10 protein-coding genes and 3 pseudogenes are annotated in these 21,291 nt (G+C 41.4%); 4 read left to right on the forward strand and 9 right to left on the reverse strand.

Annotated elements, in window-relative coordinates; genetic code table 11:
- Positions 1 to 103 precede the first annotated feature (103 nt).
- Positions 104 to 1,416, forward strand: a pseudogene (locus ACRWSG_RS08150) (short-chain fatty acid transporter).
- A gap of 663 nt (positions 1,417 to 2,079) precedes the next feature.
- On the opposite strand, the gene ACRWSG_RS08155 reads toward ACRWSG_RS08150, so the two are convergent.
- Positions 2,080 to 3,096, reverse strand: coding sequence for a metalloprotease (locus ACRWSG_RS08155; protein ID WP_462166040.1), 1,017 nt, complete (start codon positions 3,094 to 3,096; stop codon positions 2,080 to 2,082).
- A gap of 173 nt (positions 3,097 to 3,269) precedes the next feature.
- Here ACRWSG_RS08155 and ACRWSG_RS08160 point away from each other — a divergent pair, with 173 nt between their 5' ends.
- A complete protein-coding gene (locus ACRWSG_RS08160) occupies positions 3,270 to 4,490 on the forward strand; it encodes an EAL domain-containing response regulator (protein ID WP_054554503.1) in 1,221 nt (406 codons plus the stop codon).
- Here ACRWSG_RS08160 and ACRWSG_RS08165 read toward each other — a convergent pair.
- Positions 4,487 to 5,549: pseudogene (locus ACRWSG_RS08165) on the reverse strand (hemolysin family protein). The gene ACRWSG_RS08160 and the pseudogene ACRWSG_RS08165 sit on opposite strands and share 4 nt — an antisense overlap.
- 144 nt (positions 5,550 to 5,693) lie before the next feature.
- Here ACRWSG_RS08165 and ACRWSG_RS08170 point away from each other — a divergent pair.
- Together ACRWSG_RS08170 and ACRWSG_RS08175 are read left to right on the forward strand one after the other, a co-directional pair.
- Positions 5,694 to 8,190, forward strand: a pseudogene (locus ACRWSG_RS08170) (alpha/beta hydrolase family protein).
- A gap of 165 nt (positions 8,191 to 8,355) precedes the next feature.
- Complete coding sequence (locus ACRWSG_RS08175; protein ID WP_462166041.1) at positions 8,356 to 9,060, forward strand: winged helix-turn-helix domain-containing protein; 705 nt, start codon at positions 8,356 to 8,358, stop codon at positions 9,058 to 9,060.
- A gap of 7 nt (positions 9,061 to 9,067) precedes the next feature.
- Here the strand turns inward: ACRWSG_RS08175 and ACRWSG_RS08180 are convergent, their stop codons facing one another.
- From ACRWSG_RS08180 to tuf, 7 genes are all read right to left on the reverse strand, one after another.
- The gene (locus ACRWSG_RS08180; protein WP_462166042.1) at positions 9,068 to 10,579 is read right to left on the reverse strand and encodes a YifB family Mg chelatase-like AAA ATPase; all 1,512 of its coding nucleotides are present in this window, start codon (positions 10,577 to 10,579) and stop codon (positions 9,068 to 9,070) included.
- A gap of 39 nt (positions 10,580 to 10,618) precedes the next feature.
- Positions 10,619 to 11,233 carry a trimeric intracellular cation channel family protein gene (locus ACRWSG_RS08185; protein WP_138600951.1) on the reverse strand — a complete coding sequence of 205 codons (615 nt, stop codon included), beginning with the start codon at positions 11,231 to 11,233 and terminating at the stop codon, positions 10,619 to 10,621.
- A gap of 427 nt (positions 11,234 to 11,660) precedes the next feature.
- Positions 11,661 to 13,373 carry a hypothetical protein gene (locus ACRWSG_RS08190; RefSeq protein WP_462166043.1) on the reverse strand — a complete coding sequence of 571 codons (1,713 nt, stop codon included), beginning with the start codon at positions 13,371 to 13,373 and terminating at the stop codon, positions 11,661 to 11,663.
- A 7-nt stretch (positions 13,374 to 13,380) separates the two neighbouring features.
- Positions 13,381 to 15,159, reverse strand: a complete 1,779-nt coding sequence (locus ACRWSG_RS08195; RefSeq protein ID WP_462166044.1) for a PKD domain-containing protein — start codon at positions 15,157 to 15,159, stop codon at positions 13,381 to 13,383.
- A 290-nt stretch (positions 15,160 to 15,449) separates the two neighbouring features.
- On the reverse strand, positions 15,450 to 19,439 hold the full coding sequence (locus tag ACRWSG_RS08200) for a hybrid sensor histidine kinase/response regulator transcription factor (RefSeq protein WP_462166045.1): 3,990 nt from the start codon (positions 19,437 to 19,439) through the stop codon (positions 15,450 to 15,452).
- Between the two features lie 413 nt (positions 19,440 to 19,852).
- On the reverse strand, positions 19,853 to 19,933 hold the full coding sequence (locus tag ACRWSG_RS08205; RefSeq protein ID WP_082874015.1) for an EF-Tu C-terminal domain-related protein: 81 nt from the start codon (positions 19,931 to 19,933) through the stop codon (positions 19,853 to 19,855).
- Between the two features lie 157 nt (positions 19,934 to 20,090).
- Complete coding sequence (gene tuf, locus ACRWSG_RS08210; protein ID WP_054564107.1) at positions 20,091 to 21,275, reverse strand: elongation factor Tu; 1,185 nt, start codon at positions 21,273 to 21,275, stop codon at positions 20,091 to 20,093.
- Positions 21,276 to 21,291: the final 16 nt, after the last annotated feature.

Genomic DNA, 21,291 nt, shown 5'->3' on the forward strand with positions numbered 1-21,291 from the left:
TTTGTTTTTGAAGGCATAAGCTCAAGCAACGACGTCGCAATTTGCCAATCATCGTTATTCATGATTTATTGGCACTATCGATTCGACGACAACAATAAAAACCATGCTAAATCGCGTTGCTAAACCATTCACTAATCTAGTAGAGCGTTATCTACCCGACCCATTTGTATTTGTTATATTACTCACTTTGCTGAGCTTTATCGTTGCGAGCCTCTTTACGCCATCAACGCCCACGCAAGTGCTCGCGGCTTGGGGTGGTGGATTTTGGAACCTGCTACAATTCGCCATGCAAATGTTGCTGGTGCTGCTAACGGGCTACATGCTAGCAAGTACCCCGGTGATGCGCAGCATACTCAACAAGCTTGCGACTTTCGCCAACAGCTCTGCCAAAGCGATTATACTCGTTACGCTCGTGTCATTATTGGCTAGCTGGCTAAATTGGGGCTTCGGTTTAGTTATTGGCGCTTTGTTCGCCAAAGCAATTGCGAAACAAACCCGCGTTGATTACCGTTTGTTAGTAGCCAGTGCCTATTCAGGTTTTATTGTTTGGCATGGTGGCTTAGCCGGTTCAGTGCCGCTGACCATCGCAACCGATGGCCACTTTGCACAGCAAAGCATTGGGGTGATAGGTACCGAAAACACAATTTTTTCGGCATTTAATATCGCTATTGTTGTGGGCTTGTTTATTATCATGCCGCTGGTAAATCGCTATATGTTGCCAAGCGAAAAAGACAGTGTTTATGTTGACCCCGCAAAGCTTGATGATGAAACGCAGCAAATAGCAACACCCACCCGCCCTGCTGAAGTCATAGAACATAGTCGTTTGCTAGGTATGGGAGTAGGTGCCGTTGGTCTTGCCTATTTGTTTTATTATTTTGTGTTAAACGGAGGCGGCTTAAACTTAAATAGCGTGATCGCAATTTTCTTATTTAGCGCAATTTTACTGCATCAAACACCGCATAATTTACTTAGCAGCTTACAGCAAGCAATCCCTAGTGGCGCAGGTATTGTGATTCAATTTCCCTTTTATGCCGGGATCATGGCTATTATGGTAAAAACGGGACTTGCTCAACAAATATCTGAAGGATTTATTGCCATTGCAACAGCCGAAACTCTGCCATTTTGGAGCTTTTTAAGCGCAGGATTTGTGAATATATTTGTGCCGTCAGGCGGCGATAATGGGCAGTGCAAGCGCCGATTGTCATTCCTGCTGCACAAACACTTGGCGCGGATATGCCACGTGTTGCCATGGCTGTAGCATGGGGCGATGCTTGGACTAACCTTATTCAGCCGTTCTGGGCACTCCCCGTACTTGCTATTGCCGGCTTAAAAGCAAAAGACATCATGGGCTTTTGCCTTGTACAGCTGATCATCACCGGCGTGTTTATATCGTTAATACTAAGTTTTTACCCTTAAAAAAGCTTTATAAACATCATCTATTAGAGAGGGGCAAAAGCTCATAGCGAGAGCCCCTCTTCAAAACGGTTTGTTTACCAAAGGTAACCAAAACTCTCATTCGGTCTTCAATCACCGCCGAATCAGTACTTCATTCTACCAAAACAACAGTCTATTACTTAAAGTTAGAATTACTGCTCTCGCTTCTTTTATCTCTTTTTAATACAAAACAAACGATTCTAGAAACAACGAAGTACACTAAAATGAACGCAGATATATCGATAAAATAATCTACCAAGCAACTACTTTTTGAAATAGAAAAATCAAAAGTAAAAAAAGCAACTCTGGTTATGATGTAAGTGATAAAGAAAATTAATAAAAATTGCTTCATGAACAAAACAATCTCCATTTAATTTAATAGATAATGTCTGTGCTAAAGTGATTACACATATTAACTGCTCACTTTGCTGCACAGTCGCCTCCCTTCTGAACAAGCTCATTGCAAAGTCCTTTTACTGTTCCTCTTGGGTTTAAGATTAGCTAAATATTCTAGGTTCTATAAATCGGAACTTTCTCAAATAGTATCCTTTTTAAATTTAATGCTTAGTCATTTAAATAAGGATTTATATGCACTAACGTGAATTTAAGCACCAAGCGGAATATAACTTAGTGCTTAAATATTAATTAACTTGCTAAGATTTTCATTGGTAAGCTTAGGATTGGGCTTTGTGAGTCGGCAAAGTGCATCATCACAGCAACGTGACCTGCAACAACCAGTGCGTACATTACTGCTGAAAAACCTTGCCCGTAAGTATCAAGAGGAATGAGGTGTGAGTAGTGACGCCCGCGCCACTCAAAGATAATCTCAAGTGCCCCTACAAATAAGAAAAACACCAGTAGCATCAAGCCAAAGGTGTAACTCAGCCACAAGCCAAATAACACACCTAATAAACATACACTTAGGCCTATCCATGAACGCATCGAGAAACTAATGCTTTTAAGTACATGGCCACCATCCAAGGGCAGAATAGGTAACAAGTTAAATAGATTTAACAGTGCACTGAGTACCGCCACACCGGCGAATATTTCCATTTCAGTGGCGTAGTAAAGCACCACTCCTAGCACTGAGGTAATTAAGCCAAAAGCGGGCCCCATGAGTGAGATCACCACGTCTTGCCATCGAGTGGTAATTTTATCATCAGAAACAGCCAAACCACCGACAAAGGGAATAAGGTAAATACCTTTCGTTTTAATGCCAAAATATTTCATTGCGCGCACATGACCGTATTCATGCACAACCAAGCAAGCGATTAACATTAAGGCAAATTCAATGGAAAATAGCCAAGCGTAGCCAGCCACCGAGGCACCCGCTAACGCAGCTTTCACGACTTTTGCACTTTTGAATAATTTAAAACCTAATGCCAGCAAACCAATAATGCCGCGTTTTGGTTCGGCTTCTTGCAACTCAGGTAAAGCAAGTTGACTTACCTGCTGCTGATTAACAAAAATCACTAAGCTTTTTTCGTGCACTTTACTGGTATCAAGGCCAATACGCTGCCCCTGAAAATCAAACTCATAAAGTTTTGGCTCTGGATTATCGAAGGCAATTGCTTGTTGTTGATGAAAAAGCTGAATTAACTGTGAGCCGTTTAAATGCAAAATAAAGATTTCATCTGCGAGACTCAACTGAAGTCTGACCATAGTTCTTATAAATACGAATAAAAAGTGCGGCTATTATACTTCGCACAGATAAAATTACGAGTTTCAACCCCTTAAGTGATTGTTTATTTATTATACAAAAAGAAACCAATAAACATGACTTAATGCAATTTTTCTACTACTTTTATAATAGTATTCTCATTCAAGGAATGAATATGGTTAAGTCAAATAGGCACATTCTCGTCGTAGATGATTCGAAAGCAATTTTAATTGTCATGCATGCTATTTTGAATGAGCTCGAAGTCCCTCATATCACCACCAGCTTAAGTGCTGAGGAAGCACTAGAAAAAATAAAAAAAGCCCCGAAATACTTTGATGCTGTTTTTACTGATCTCAATATGCCAGACATGGATGGCATGGAACTTATCCGCCATTTAGGCGCCATGAAATACCAAGGTGCAATTGCCATTATTTCTGAGATGGACCCTAAGGTTATAGACCTAGCTGCTGACTTAGCTCGCAAGCATAACGCTCACTTAATTGGTAATGTTTCTAAGCCAGTACAATTAAATCAAGTTTACTTACTACTTCAAAAGTTGGAACACTTTGCTATTCATGTTGAACGAACTCAGGCGCCTATTTCTGAATCATTACTACTGCATGCTATCAGCCACAATGAAGTGATCCCGTTTTATCAGCCTAAAATTAATCGTCATGACAACCGGGTTGAAAGTATTGAAGTATTAGCACGGATCAACACGCGTCAAGAACAAGAAATCATTTTGCCCGAACGCTTTATTTGTGTTGCTGAAGATTTGGACTTGATAAACCTTATTACTTTTCAATTATTTGAAAAAGCCACTAGCGATTTTATTGAAATAAAGGAAAACTTTGATCAAAACTTAAAGCTCGCTTTCAATTTATCACCCTCGCAACTAGAAGATTTAAGCTGCCCAGATAAACTTGCGTTAATCTTACACTTAAATAATTTAACTCCAAGTGAAATCATCCTCGAAATCACTGAGCAGTATGCACTTAGAAGTGCGGCACAGCTCGAAACACTCAACCGTTTACGAATGCGCGGTTTTGGTATTTCGCTCGATGACTTTGGCACTGGCTTTACTAATGTTCAACAACTCAAAACGCTACCGTTTACCGAAATTAAGATCGATCGCACCCTGATTAGCAATATTGAAACCGATCAGTTTTCCCAAGTGATTGTTAGTAGCTTAGTGAATATAGCGATACAAGAAGATCTCGCTATTGTAGCCGAGGGCATTGAGCGAGTGGAAGAACTCGAATACCTCGACCGCTACAAAGAGTTTATTCTTATGCAGGGCTTTTTGCTGTGCCGCCCGAAAGCCAAAGAAGACTTTTTAAATTGGTCACTCTCATGGCGACAAATGGTAAAAACCGCAGCGGGGCATCGCCGCTAAGGTTTACGCTTATCGTCACTGACGATGGTATTACTCGATGCTAAACGTTGTCGCCAACGCTGTTTGGCGACTTTTTGCATATTAGCTGATTGATCGTGCTCATCAACAATTTCGAGCCCCATTAATGCTTCGATTAAATCTTCAAGGGTGACAATACCTTGCACATCACCGTATTCATCCACGACTAAACAAATATGCGTGCGCTCAGACAGTAAGGTTTCGAGTAAAGTCGGCACATGTAAGGTTTCTGGTACGGTGTAAATAGGCTTAACGAGCTTGCTAATTTTATAGTCTTCACCTAGACGATGATAAGCCAGCATAATGTCATTTTTATGCACAAAACCAATAATATCATCACCATTTTTGTCATAAACCAATACCCTAGAAAACGAAGAAGAACCATGCTCCGCCAAGTATTGGTTTACAGTTAAATCTTTATGTACTTTAAAAAGCACCGTACGTGGTGTCATTAAGGTATCGAGTTTGGCATGACGAAAATGCAGCAGGCTGCGAATGATTTCAGATTCATCTTGCCCAAGGGCTCCTGATTCAGTACCAATATCAGCCATGGCTTCAATTTCTTGGCGAATATAATATATCATCGTAATTACGCCCTAAAAAGCGCGTTAAAATATCTGCAAACCACACAAAGGGTTTTAGAATAAACACCAACCAAATTAGGCTCACACTAACAATGGGTGTTAATCCTCGCCAATAATTAGCCCCTAATGTTTTAGGGATAATTTCAGAAAGCACCAACACCAATAGCGTCATAATTGCAGAGGCAACGCCAACCGCAGCATCTGAAAACACCACTGCAGCTTGTGCGCCAACACCAGCTGCGCCTGCCGTGTGCGCTATGGTATTTAACGTAAGTATTGCTGCCAGCGGTTGGTCTATATTGTCTTTAAGCTTACCAACACGTTTTGCCAGTTGTGGTTGTCGCTTTCTGAGCATGGCAACATAACTTGGCGTAATACTTAACAGTACCGCTTCCATCACTGAGCACAAAAACGAAACCGTAATAGCAACAAACATATAAACAAGTAACAATGTCACTGTAAGCCCTCTTAAAAAGTTAACCTGCTCACCATAGCAATTGAAATCCACAAGCTCAAACCCGACTGCAATCTAACGCAGAGCACTTTTTGGCTAATTTGCAGCGTGCTATATTGGTTTAAATTACCTTCAACAGGCGAAACTATGACACTTTCAACTACTTGGCTAAGCCAATCAGCCAAGCTAAAAACAACATTTAGTGCATTAGCGTTATGTGCGTTAAGCAATACTGCGATGGCCGCTGCCATTGATAAATCAGCGGTGCAATTTATTGGCCCTCTTGGCGAAAATATGCAACTTAAGCCATATCAAACGGATCATCGCGATGCCATTATTGCTAACCTACTACCTAGCTTGCAAAAAAGCGGCGATAGCATACGCGTATTTGGCGATGAGCTTGACTGGCAATCATTCGATAAAGTGAGTGCGCTAACACTTGGTGGTTTACAGGCACTCAAATTTACCGCCTCAACTGAACGTTTTAGCCAAGGCTCATTAACACTTAAAGGCATTGAAAACGCGCAGCTATTTATTGATGGTGAAAAGCAAACAGAAAAAAATAAAAGCTATGAGCTAGCTTTAAGCCAAGGCGATCATCAGTTTATTATCATCACTGAGCAAGTAGCCAACTGGAATGAGGTTGAGCTTGATTTTACGGCTAAGTCAGAACTAGATGCTGTGCAATTTAGTACTAAACAACAACACGGTTTGTCGGCTAAGCAATTATTCGATGCGCCAACGGTTAGTTATATTTCAATGGCACCAAATGGCGATTACTTCATAACTAGCCAACGTCATTACGAAGATGCAACCGCTAATCAAGCGCAATATGTTACTGAGCTTAAAGACGCAAAAAACAATACACTTTATCGCTTTGAGTCAGCCCAACCGAGTAACATTACTTGGAGCCCAGATAGCAAAAGCTTAGTGTATTTATTAAATGGCGAACTTAAGCGTTTAAACCTAAAAACCATGCAACTTAGCGTCATTGCTAAAAACCTCGCGGGTGCAAGTGGCTTTCAGTTTTTCGATAACAACAGCTTAATTTTTAGTTGGTCGAAGTCTCCAACAGACAATGGCAAGCTCACTAAACATTATCAAGGCCTGCAAGACCGTTGGTCTTATGCTCGTACCACGTCGCAAGTCTATTTACTCGATATCGCCACAGGTCTAAGCAAAATCTTAAGCCAAGGCCCACTTAGCCATTCACTTGAAGATTTTGACGCTAAAAGCGGCCACGTCTTAATGAGCCGCTCGGCACAAGCAATGCAGCTATCACCACAACCAGCAACAGAACTTGTTGAGCTAAACCTAGCTACATCGGCTCTTACGGTACTTGGTCAATACAATACATTTAATCAGGCTAAATATACTGACGACGGAATTTATGTCACTGCCGGACCAGATTTTAATAATGGCTTAGGTCGTAACCTTCCTGAAGGGATGCTTGCTAATAACTATGACGGTCAACTTTATTTGCTAAGCCGTGACGGTAAAAAGGCAAGAGCGCTAAGTAAAGAGTTTAACCCGGCTATCGGTCCAGTTACACGTACTTAAAAACGGTGATGCGCTTATTAAAGTGACCGAGCAAGATACCGTACAACTTTATCAATTCGACTTAAGCAAAAAGCGTTTTAATAAAGTGAATACGGGTTTTGATGTTGTTGAGCAAGTTAGCTACTCACACGAACGCACCCCGCGCATTTTGGTTACCGGCACCACAGCGTCAACACCTCAGCAGTTAAAACAACTAAGCTTAGGTAAAGGTCGCGCTAAAGTAGTGTGGGACTCTAAGCCAATTGGCTATAAAAATACGCAAGTAGCCTCACTGGAAGAGTTTAACTTTACTAATAAAGATGGCATTGAAATTAAGGGTCGCGTTTATTTACCCCATGATTTAGATAGCAATAAACAATACCCTGCACTGGTTTATTATTATGGTGGCACTTCACCAGTAACTCGTGGTTTTACAGGCCGTTACCCGTTTAACTTATGGGCTGAGCATGGCTATGTTGTTTACGTTGTACAACCTACGGGCGCAACAGGCTTTGGCCAAGAGTTCTCGGCTAAACACGTCAACGCATGGGGTGAATACACCGCCAACGATATCATCGACGGCACAAAAGCCTTTTTAGATAAATATAGCTTTGTAGATAGTAAGCGTGTAGGTAATTTAGGAGCCTCTTACGGTGGCTTTATGACCATGCTACTCGCAACTAAAACAGATATGTTCAGTGCATCGATTGCTCATGCTGGAATTTCAAACATCACCTCGTATTGGGGCCAAGGTTGGTGGGGTTACTTATACTCAGCTGAAGCATCTAAAAATAGCTTCCCGTGGAACAATCCTACACTTTACAGCCAACACAGCCCGGTTTTTCATGCTGACAAAGTAACAACGCCGTTATTACTCCTTCATGGTGATTCGGATACCAACGTACCGGTTGGTGAAAGTCACAATATGTACACGGCATTAAAGTTATTAGGTAAAGATGTTGACCTGATTGAGTATAAAGGCGCAGATCACCAAATTTTTGCTCGTGATAAACGCTTTGACTGGTGGAATACCATGCTGGCTTATTTCGATAAAAACTTAAAAGATCAGCCGCAATGGTGGCAATACCTTTATCCTGAAAAGTAGTTTAATCCCTTGGCTGGGCACTGTGTGAGTGCTCAGCTTTCATCCTTTTAAACTATCGCTAAGCCATTAAATTGTAAGAAATAGTTATAAACCTTATCATGACTCTTCTCAGCCTTTGCCATACAGTGCTAACATTACAACAAATCAAGTGTGAAATTAAAGCGAATGACTATTCAAGTTTTATTGGTTGAAGACGACGAACTACTCGTTAAACGCATTCTTAATCATTTTAAAGAAACTGAGTTTAATATTGAGGTAGATTCAACGGTGTTCGATGCATTAAGCATTGTACAATCGCGTGCTTCATCAAAAAAAGCAATCTCTTTAGCCGTTATCGACATTGTGTTACCAAAACGCGATGGGCTTTTGCTTGCCAAAGAGCTTAATGCACTAACAGACATTGGCGTTATTGTGCTGTCTAGTCGTGACTCGCAAGCTGACCGTATTGCAGGTCTTGCACAAGGTGCCGATGACTACATTTGCAAACCAGTTGATTTACTTGAACTTGAACTAAGAATGCGCGCCCTGTTTAAACGCATAAGAGGCTCTCAGCAAGATGATGAGAGCGAAGAGTTTATTGAATATGCCGACTTTAAACTGCACCCTGATAACCGCACATTAGTCACCCCTAATGGTGAAGAGTCTCGTCTTACTGAAGCAGAACACAAGGTACTTATTTGCCTTATTGCAAATGCGGGTAAAGCGACATCACGTGAAAAAATTTCCGAAGAAATTGGTCAGCCTGACTGGAGCCCAAGCGATCGTACCGTTGATGTACTTATTGGCCGCTTACGTAAAAAACTCAGCGATGAAAAAGACCAAAAGCGTATCGTAACCGTTCGCGGTAAAGGCTACATGCTATCAATTTAAAAGCTCACTAAAACTGCGTTAATTGGCTTATTAGCCGTTCAAACGCACGATAATTCAACGCCTCTTTTAATTCATTTAAGGTAATTGCTGGCTGTGCTTTCAAGTCGCTAATGGTACGCGCCACTTTAATAACACGATGATATGAGCGTGGTGATAACGCCAGTTTTTCGCTGGCTTTTGCTAAAAACTGCAGCTCAGCAGCTGCCAACTCACAATGAATGCTCATTTCTTTATTATTCAAGCGCGCATTCACTTTGCCTTGCCGGTTGAGTTGAATTGCATAAGCTCTTTCAACTCTGGCTCTTACTTGTTCACTGCTTTCTTCTACTTGCGTGCTCTGTAATTGGCTACTGGTGAGTCTCGGCAGCTCAATTTGTAAATCAATCCTATCGATAAATGGTCCAGATACTCGAGATAAATACCGCAATACTTGATCTGGCGTTGCACGCTTATCGGTATGGCTTCCTGTGGGGCTAGGATTTAATGCGGCGATCAGCTGGAATTGCGATGGAAATTCCATTTGTCGTGCCGCTCGCGATATAGTCACCACGCCCGTTTCCATTGGTTCTCGCAATGAGTCGAGCACTTTTCTTTCAAATTCGGGTAACTCATCTAAAAACAGAACGCCATTATGAGCGAGAGAGATTTCACCCGGTTTAGGATTTGAGGAACCACCAACAAGGGCAACAGCAGAGCAAGTATGATGTGGGTTTCTGAAGGGGCGTTCACGCCAATTCGATAAATCAACCGATTGACCAATTATCGAATATAACGCGGCAGTGCTAATTGCTTCATCATCCGACATGGTTGGCATAATCGTTGGCATACGCTGGGCAAGCATTGACTTGCCAGTACCTGGAGGACCAAGAAACAATAAATTATGGCCACCAGCCGCAGCAATTTCGAGTACCCTTTTGGCTCCAGGTTGGCCTTTCACATCACTTAAATCGAGTAGCGAGTCACGCTGCGACTGCTGCTCTGGATAACAAATATTAAGTGGCAGAGGTTGCTGATTTAATAAGTCATTCCAAACATCTTGTAAGGAGTAAACGGCTTTTCGAGAAACGCCCGAAACAAGGCTTGCGAGATTGTCGTTTTCAGCGGGTAAGAAACAACAGCGACCCTGCTCTTTCGCTCCTAACACCGAAGGCAAAATAGCATTCACCCCTCTTACCTCACCATTTAAAGCCAGTTCTCCGTAGAACTCATAACGATGAATATCGGGGCAGTTTATTTGCCCAGAGGCGACCAAGATACCCACTGCAATAGCCAAGTCAAAACGGTCACCCTCTTTAGGTAAATCAGCAGGCGCAAGGTTGACGGTTATTCGTTGGTCAGGAAAGCCAAACTGTGAGTTTTCGAGTGCGCTACGCACTCTATCTTTTGACTCTTTGACTGACGCTTCTGGCAAGCCAACGATATGAAAAGCAGGTAAGCCATTGCCTAAGTGTACTTCTACAATCACTTCAGGAGCTTGCACACCTACTTGTGCACGAGAAAATATTCTAGCTAAAGACACGATCCATGATGTCCCTATCATTCATTCTTAATACTAATCTTAGTCGGGATATTTAAAAACGTGTAATGTAAGGTGCCATTTCATTGCAGCTAAACGCAGTGATAAGGTCATAAGCATAGCCAACACCATGGCCATTTCGGTCACTAAACCCAGTGAGATACTTAATGTGTAAACAATCCCACCTGCGATGCAAGTAATAGCATAGAGCTCACCTTTTAACAGCATCGGCATATTTCCAGCCAACACATCACGGATAACGCCACCAAAACACCCTGTGATCACACCCATAATAATCGCGGTGGTATCAGGCATACCAGCAAGCATGGCTTTTTGCGCCCCCATCACCGCAAAAAATGCTAAACCAAAAGCATCTGCCACTTGCAATGCATTAAGTGAAATCGAACGCTGTTTATTGATTAAACGAGTGGTAACAAATACAGAAAGTAATATAGCCCAGAAATAGCTTTGATCATGTAACCAAAATACGGGCACATCTAAAATAACGTCGCGCACAGTTCCACCGCCAATAGCAGTGACTGTGGCTAACACAACAACCCCAAAGCCATCCATTTTTTTGTCGTACGCTAATAGCGTTCCAGAAACAGCAAACACGGCTACGCCGATTAAATCAAACCAATGGTAAAGTTCAGTCATGTTTGTAACTAAAAAGTAATGTTAGTGCCGTTGTAACATAAACTTTTCAATCTTTTAAGCGAAGATTAGATCTAAGTAGATTAGCTGGTGTGTATTTTGATTTACTACGACTATCAATCCTAAAAAAACAGCCCAGTACTTCATACTGTGCTGGGCTTTATATACCCAAACCATTTCAAGGTGCGAGTTTCAGTTGGAATTAAAAGCGATTTAGGCAAGGCATTGATTGCAAGTAATAGTGGTTCTATTGTTAAAATCAATAACGCAGTATAAATCGCTTTTAAACCAACCCTTTGGGCGCTTCGCAGGCACTTACTCTCATCGTTGTTACTTCTTAAAAGGGACTGCCATTCTTGCAAAGTAACGCCTTGATTTTAAGCACCTGTGAAACGCTGAATTCTGCATCTTGAGGTGGTTTGGGTATAAATTACTGCTTAATTAAGCTGCCTGACAAAAATGTATGTAATGCAGGGTCATCATCGTCGTTATAGCTTTCTGGTACTTCAAAACCTAAAGTTTCAACGCTAAATCCTCCATCAACGGTTGTGATAGGAGTCATTAACACGCCATAACCATAATTCTGACTCTCGGTAGCCTCACTAAACATCATTAAAGATCCTAAATGCAGCTCCCAAGACGCACTACGAACTTCACCATCTAATTCGAATGAAGCGCTGCCATCTTCAGCAATGACAATATTTGATGTTTCAACACCACCACTCTCGGTCATATAGGTGAAAATATGTGTACCAATTAAGTCGACTTCAATAAAAGAATCTTGCTCAATAACTCGCGTAATTCTTTGCATTACACCGAAGTCATCGCCATCTTTAAATTGTAAAAAGTTGCCTTGTGCTTTGACAATAAAGTGCGGGTCAGCTTCTTCTATTGGGCTACCGTATGTTTTTTCATAGAAATCGACAAACACTTTTTGATTCTCAATGTCATAATTATAGTAACCTCCAGATATACCCAGCTCATCATTTTCAGTGTCATGAGCAAGCTCTAAGAAAGTACCGTCTTCTTTAAATATGCCCATAAAGAAGTCACCATCAAGCGACCCATCGAAATAAGCACCTACTAGTGGATTTCCCAGACTATAAATACGTGTTAGTACAACATCACCTTCCCCTTCAATTTCAAGAGTAAGTGTATCTGCAGAGACAGACGCTATAATGCTGCCAGCATCGTCAATCCCAAAACTTCCATTGGTATCTTCGCTTAGTTCAACAGCAAACTCACCTGTACTCTCATTCCAAGTAAAATCGCCTAACTCAAATCCCGGATGAGCATCATCAACGCCTTCATCTGCCATTGCTTGAATCTGAATCCACTTCCCATCACGTAAAACCACTGCAACATCAGGTTCATCGGCAAGTTGCCAGGCGCCATCTAACGGGTGCTCTGTTGCAGGGCGATCAATATCAACCTGCGCTTCCGCCATCGCTTTATCAAAGAACCAAGCTTGCTTATCACCTTCAGTACAACTCGCTGACTGCGCATAAACACAAACCGTTAAGAAATACCTATCAAAGTCACTAACCTCTGCTTGCGATGTATTAAACATCAATTTGCCGGAGGCTAAGCTGTAGTCATATTCAGTTAAAACTCCAAGATATGAAAAGCTAATTCTACGTTTATATTCATCTAATTCATCGTTATAGATTGTCTCAACTTTAATAGTTTCAACACCACGTTCCCTTGGCGAATAAAGCTCAATAAAACCAACGTTTGTCGGATAACCATTTTCATCATAGCTAGCGTTTTCTTCTAACCAGTAGGGAGCAAATTTAGATACGCCATATTCATTAGAAACTGAGAAGTTACGAAGATGTGATGAGTAATCCTCTGGGCGTTCGGTTCCGTCATAATTAAAAAAGCGATACTTACGGTAAGTAAAGTTTTGCCCGTTATTGGTTGCTAGCAGACGTTGAGAAAACTCACTATATACTTGGCAAACATCACCTTCAGGGCAGATTGGCTGAATGCCATTACTTGTAAAATAGTTATAACGTAAGAATTCTCCATCACTACTTACTTGCCAAGAACGAAAGTTTTGATTCAAATTAAAATTCATTAAACCATCGTCATAAACGTCGTAATGAAGGTCTGTTTGTGGTGAGTTATAACCTTGGTACACAGTCCATTTACCAAGTAGATTCTGCTTCAGTAAATGAAAGCTGGTTATCTTTCACCATTAAACCAGTAACTGTTCGCGAGCTATCATCTGTTTTAGCTTCTAGTGATGCAGCAAATTGATAACCAACTTGTACATTTTTAACTAACCAAATTGCGATGTCATAATTGATACTTTCTGCGCTATTACTTATAAGCAGTTGATTCTCATCGACTTGCCAAGTAACACTTACAGGCGCTTTATCGTTATCAGTGAGCGTCCCAGTTCCACCAGAAAGTAGCTCAATACTTACAGCACTACTATACCCACCAAACTCGCTCAAATTATCAATAACCCAAGTACCAATAAGCTCATCTGCTGTCACTGCAAGTGTTTGTCGTTGTTCAATAAGGGTGGCGTTATAATTAGATTCAGAGCTGTTATACACTTCACCGCTGTTACTGAAACGAGTTTCAGTTTTGCGAGAAAACTCTACAGTTCTATTAGCATCATTTTCCAAGAGAATAATTAGATCTAACTCAACTAAATACTCACATACCTCCTGCTGCTGATCATTTTCATCATTGCTAAATGAGCAGTTTATAAGTACAGGCTCAGCTAAATTAATTGTAATATCCTGCTCTTGCTGAGACCAATTAAAGCTTGTATCGACATCAATCAAACTAGCATAGCCAGTTCCATCAGCCTTAAACTCTAACTGCGCAGTTGATGCTCTATAGTATTGCGGCTGCATTAAAATATACTCACCCACAATACTAGTAACGGTCTGATCTACAAGTTCATCATCTTCTTTAATTTCTTCTTTTGTCGATTCAATTAGACCCGGTTCTTGGCTCTCTACGGTATTAACAAAGTTATCAATATCCTCAGAATTTGATACAAGGTCTAAGGTTGATTCGACGCCTTCAGGAAGTTCATAGTTTTCGTTATCAACAATAATTTTAATTAATGATGCTAAAAGTAACTTCTCATCCGCATCAACAGCTAACAATGCATCATCGAGTGCTTCTTCGGAGTTGATATCAGCACCATCACGAGTCAATAATGCAAACTCTGCGGTAGTAACATTAGTTACATTAACGCCAAAATTATCCTCTTTACTAAGTTTTCCATCAGCTCCTGCTTGCGCCAGCAAAGTTGAAATTGATTTTAGCTGTGAGACAAACTCTACACCGGGATTGATTGAATTATTACCATATGCGACTAGCTTCACTAATTCATTTGCATCAGAGTCATCCACTTCAATATCTACGCTAAAACGACCCTGGGCATCCGCGGTTACTTCAAACTGTTCATCACCAATTTGAACTACAACACTAGAATTAACAATTGGCTCATCAGTTACAATGCCTTCAAATGTTATTTTTAGTGCCTTGCGCTTCAGAGCTATATTAACTTCTGCACTTGCAGTTGCATCGTCATCATCTGTTACAGTCAAAGCAAGAACAATATCTGCATCTTCTTCAACTGCAGGTGCTGTAATTGTTAAGGTGCTTGTATCGCTACCAGAAAGATCAAGGGTAGGACCAGATACTTGTGTCCAAGCATATTGACTAATGCTTCCGTCACTATCAGTCGCTGTCGCCTGTAAAACTAGCTCCTCTCCCTCTAGTAACTCTGTGTCACTGTTAATTGATACTGTTGGACTTTTATTCTCTTCAGCAACAGGAGGGGTATCATCTTCGTTGTTGCTATTATTCCCACCACAAGCTGTTAAGCTAATAATACTGGCTGCGAAAAGTAATTGTTTTATAAAATTCATAGACCTGAAATTTGGAGGGCTCATCATGTTAATCCTTACATTGATTGCGGTATAGCTCACTAAAAAGAGGCAACTGCAGAGCAGTTGCCAATCTCAAAGGAAGCAAATCTTAATAAACATATGAACAAGGTCAGCGCTCGATCACTCTTTTAACCATAAATTAGACTTTATGTTTGCCCGTCAATTTGAGTACTTCGAAGCATGTTTTCCCGTTCATTTTTCATTAAGGTTTTATGGTAGATGAGTTATTCAAATTGTGTGTACTGAATGCCGACAAAAATGTACTCAAATACGACATGTAATTAAAAAACAGTAGGTTAAAGTTTTTGACATTGATATTCTTTTGCCGTCACACCATATTTTTCTTTGAAAAACTTAGAAAAATACGAACGTGAGGAAAAACCAACATCATCTATAACTAGACTTACTTGGCGACCCTGCTGTAACAACTCAGCAGCTCTTTGCAATCTATATTCGCGAAGATATTCACTTGGTGTGATATTTAACAATACTTTTAACTTTCTTTGGAATTGACGCTCACTCAATGCTAAGTGCTTCGCACATTCAAGCATAGAAAAGCCCTGCTGATGAAAATGCTCAGCAACATATTCAGCTAACTTTTCAAGCAGCTTTTTGTCTCTCGGATCGAGTGAAAAGGCCGTTTTTTGCTGAGCTTTATGTGGCGACTTTTCAGATTTCGATTGTTGTGCATATTGAGCTACCCAGCCTAGCCAGTTCTCAATTTTTAAAAATAGCTCTTCTCTATCGAATGGTTTAGTGATCACATCTAGCGCGTGTTGCTGCAAACTACTCACTCGAGTTTCATAATCGCCCTTTGCGGTCAAAATAATTACTGGGATATGGCATGTAACGGGCGAGTTATGTAATGAATCTAACACAGTAAAGCCATCAACTTTAGGCATCATTAAATCAGTGATGATTAAATCTGGCACTTGGCTCAAAGCTATTTGCAATCCAACTTGGTCATCTTGCGCTAATAAAACTTGGTAGCGGTGTTGTAACTCAGATTTAAGGTAATGGCGTAACTCATCGTTGTCTTCAATAATTAATACACTGGCTTTATTCTGCACTTCATTTGATTTTAAACTGATACTTGCAGCAGAAGCATGAGCAGCAAATTGCGTTGCTTGAAATGAAAGTTTAAAACTAGTTCCTTCCCCTAAGCGACTTGCCAGCACAAGCGTGCCTTTGTACTTATCAACCAAACGCTTAACGATGGCTAGGCCAACGCCACTACCTTCTACATTTGCATGACTACTCACTCTGTAGAAAGTATCAAATACTTTGCCTTTTTCAGCGTCTGCGATACCTTTACCTGTGTCTGTTACTTCTATGTTGGCAAGCTCACCTGATACGCTTACAGTTAAGCTGACTTGACCTTGCTGAGTATATTTAAATGCATTGCTTAAAAGGTTGGTAAGAATCGTGAGCACCCCTTCTCGGGTGCTTTCGATAAATACGGCTTCTTCAATATCGACCTTAAAGTCGATAGACTTTTCACCTAACACAGCAAACTGCCCTGCGACCTCTCTGGCAATTGCCGATAGTGACACAACTTTTATAATCTCTTCATGGCGCTCATCATAACGAGTCAGCGTTAATAGCTTATCAACCAAATTTTCTAAACGCCGGCTATTTCGCAATACCAAATTCAGCTGCTCACGCTTTTCAGTAATTCGCTCATCAGCTATTAGCTTTTGCAACGGCGCAATCAACAAACTCAAAGGAGTACGTAATTCATGAGATGCATGCGTGAAGAAGCGTACTTTATTTTCGAGTGAATCACTCAGAGCTTCAGCTTGCTGTTCGATGAGCGTTTTTTGCTCTGCGATTTCGTCGGTACGCTCACTAACAATTTGCTCCAGATAATATTTTTGTTTGCGTATCCGGCGAGTCCAAAGCACTGTGAATAGCCACACCATCGCCAAAATCAGCATAGCCGCTAACAGATAAAACTCACTAGTTTGCCACCAAGGAGCAAGAACGGTTATGTTTAACAGTAATGGAGTGAGCACATTTGCCCCGCTTTCACTACTAGCATTAACTTTCAACTGATATTTACCAGCAGGAAGGTTAGTATAATCAACAGATAAAAAAGGCCCTGTAGCTTTACGCCATTGCTGTTCAAAGCCCGCTAACTGATAAGAGTACAGGTTAGTCTGTGGCTCAGAGTAGTGTAGGTAACTAATCTGAAAGTGAACCCGTTTGATGCCCGCAGGAATAGTCACTGAACGGCTTTTTTCTATTTGGTATAAACTGCCTAAACGACTGACTCCTTCGTTTACCACATCCTCATCATCAAATTGCAAACTAGTAAGTGCCAATTGCCCGCCAATAGTATTAACTTCAAGGTCAGCAGGATTAATGACACTCACCCCCTGTGTGCCACCAAACATCAAGCGGCCATCACGGGTTTTTAAATAAGCACCGGCATTAAATTCATTACCTTGTAAGCCATGGCGAGCTTTATAGTTTTTAATGCTCATGGTTGCAGGATCTATTTTAGCGAGGCCGTTGTTGGTACTGAGCCAAACCCAATCTTCATTGTCTTTTAACAATGCATAAACGACTTGATTAGGAAGGCCTTGAGCGACATTAAGCTGATGAACTTGCTGGTTGCTCAAATCAATAATATTTAAGCCGTTCGACGTTGCGAGCCACATTTGCTGGTCAATTTCTAAAAACGCACGCACTGTATTATCAGATAAAGCCAAGTCGCCTTTGCGATAATTAGTGAGGGTATCGGTTGCAGCATTGTAATGATAAGCCCCATCACCATCTGTGCCTATCCACAGCTCTGCTTGCGAGCTTTTATATAAACTCGTCACCCGCGCAGTCGGAATTATAAGTTGTGTATTCGCTACAGGCTGTGCAAAACTAATAAATTTGCCACGCTGTCTATCAAAACAAAACAGCCCTCCACCATTCGTGCCAACCCAGACATTATTTTTCTCATCGACTAAAAGAGCATATATACTGTTCTCAGTTAAGCCATGCTCGCCTTCACCTGCTCGAAAGTGACTGATGCTGCCATCGGTATGCAAAACATCAATCCCTTGCTGCCAACTGCCAATCCATATATCGCCATTACGATCTTCGGCAATGGCTTTAATTGCATTGCTACTAATTGAATACGGTGAACTTTCGGTGGTTATGCGCTCTAAACGATTTAATTGCTGCTCAAGAATATCGATACCGCCACCCCAGCTGCCATACCAAATACGTTGCTTTGAGTCTTCAAATAGCGCCCACGCATCGTTACTTGAAAGTGGCGCTGGCTTTTTTAACTTACTAAATTGCAATGATGCTGGGTCGAGCTTACTGATCCCATTGGCAGTACCGAACCACATAATGTCGCTACTGTCTCGGTAGATACTATAGACCCGGTTATGAGCAAGACTATATTTATCAAATGGGTCATGTGCTAAAACGGTGAAGCTTGCATTAATTGGATCGTAAACATTAATCCCGCCACCTCGCGTTGCCAGCCAAACTTGGCCTTGGCTATCAAACTCAATATCACGAATTTCATTACTGCTAAGCCCAACACCGCCATCATTAGAGGTAAGCCACTGCGTCATTGTTTTAGTGCTTAACTCAATCTTGTATAAGCCACCACCCTGACTTGCCAACCAAATACTGCCATCAGCTGCCTGTTTGATAGCAAAGATACTGGCATGAATATCTATTGGCTCAGCAAAGCCAGAAAAAATAGTATTAATTTGTTGTTTATTAATAAGATCATAATGAAGTAACCCAGCTCCATGGGTACCAATCCAAAGGATGTCGGCAATTTTTGATAGCGCATAAATAGGCTTTTTTAAGTCTGTTATTAGCCTTTCAAGTTGCTGTGTTCGCTTATCGTAACGAAACAGGCTACCGTCGTATGTACCAATATAAACGTGCTGTTGCGCTACCAATAAACTGGTGATGCGACGCTCTTTTAAGAGTGGCTCAGAAAATTGATAATTATGTAATGCAAGTTGGTTTACACCACTATTTCGCGTACCTATAAACAGCTGTGATTCGCTATCAAGTGCCAATGGATAGATATAGTTATTTGCTAGGCTATTTGTCTCATCAGAGGCTGTGAATACGGTAAACTTATTGCCATCATAACGGTTTAAACCTGCCTGCGTCGAAAACCACATAAAACCTTGCTGATCTTGCACAATATCGAACACAACACTTTGCGATAATCCATCCTCAATATCGTAATTATGAAATGCAGACCAAGCTGAAGGTAAGAACAGAAGTGCTAACAGCGCTATTAAAAAACGGATCATCCCTAAATCTACACATTTATTATTAGTTATTAATCAAGCGTAGTTCAGTTCAGCTAACATTCATAATCATTTCCCAATTTAGGGATGAATAACCAAGATAGATATCAAGGGGTTGGATTTAGATGCGAGTTAGCGAGGGTAAAGGCTCTAGGTTATAGGTCAAGCATAACCTTGGGAGTGCTTTAATGTGGTTTGGCTTTACCAAAGAAAAGGTTTACATGGATTGTGTTGGGTTTCGCTGCGCTCAAACCAACCTACCCGAAGAATAAACTGCTCGAATGCTGAATGATACACAGAACTAAACAGCCCCACCGTTCTAATCTGACGTCTGAAAGCTGATAGCTTTTCTACAGGCATTAAAAAAGGCCGCCTAGGCGACCTTTTTATAAGCTGTGAAGCTCTATCTGTTGATATTACTCAACGATAGTTGCAACAACACCAGCACCAACTGTACGGCCACCTTCACGGATAGCGAAGCGTAAACCTTCGTCCATTGGGAATTTGAAGGCGGCAGATTAGCCTTTCACTCTAAACTGCTTAAAACTTAAAGCTGGTAGCTTTTTTCACCCATAAAAAAACCCGAGACTAAGCTCGGGTTTTTCTTAATGCTTAATGCTTAATGCTTAATGCTTAATGCATCACTATAGTTGATTACTCAACGATAGTTGCAACAACACCAGCACCAACTGTACGGCCACCTTCACGGATAGCGAAGCGTAAACCTTCGTCCATCGCGATTGGGCAGATTAGTTCTACAGTCATCTTGATGTTGTCACCAGGCATTACCATTTCAACGCCGTCTGGTAACTGTACGTCACCTGTTACGTCAGTTGTACGGAAGTAGAACTGTGGACGGTAACCTTTGAAGAATGGAGTGTGACGACCACCTTCATCTTTAGAAAGTACGTATACTTCTGAAGTGAACTTCGTGTGTGGAGTGATTGAACCAGGCTTAGCTAGTACTTGACCACGTTCAACGTCTTCACGCTTAGTACCACGTAGAAGTGCACCGATGTTCTCACCCGCACGACCTTCGTCTAGAAGCTTACGGAACATCTCAACACCTGTACAAGTTGTCTTCGTAGTTTCTTTGATACCTACGATTTCAACTTCGTCATTCACGTTGATGATACCAGCTTCAACACGGCCAGTTACAACAGTACCACGACCTTGGATTGAGAATACGTCTTCGATAGGCATGATGAATGGCTTATCGATGTCACGCTCTGGCTCTGGGATGTAAGAATCTAGTGCTTCTGCAAGCTCAACGATTTTGTCTTCCCACTCTTTCTCGCCTTCTAACGCTTTAAGCGCTGAACCTTGGATTAGTGGTAAGTCATCACCTGGGAAGTCGTACTCAGAAAGAAGTTCACGAACTTCCATCTCAACTAGCTCAAGTAGCTCTTCGTCGTCAACCATGTCACATTTGTTCATGAATACGATGATGTAAGGTACACCAACCTGACGAGAAAGTAGGATGTGCTCACGAGTTTGTGGCATAGGACCGTCAGTCGCAGCAACTACTAGGATTGCGCCGTCCATTTGAGCAGCACCAGTGATCATGTTTTTAACATAATCGGCGTGTCCTGGACAGTCTACGTGTGCGTAGTGACGAGTTGGAGTATCGTACTCAACGTGTGAAGTTGAGATTGTGATACCACGCTCACGCTCTTCTGGAGCGTTATCGATTGATGCGAAGTCTTTAGCTACACCACCGTATACTTTTGCAAGTACGTTAGTGATTGCTGCTGTTAGAGTTGTTTTACCGTGGTCAACGTGGCCGATTGTACCAACGTTTACGTGCGGTTTTACGCGTTCAAACTTTTCTTTTGCCATGACGGAACCTATCAGT

This window comes from Pseudoalteromonas sp. GB43 (assembly GCF_054923805.1).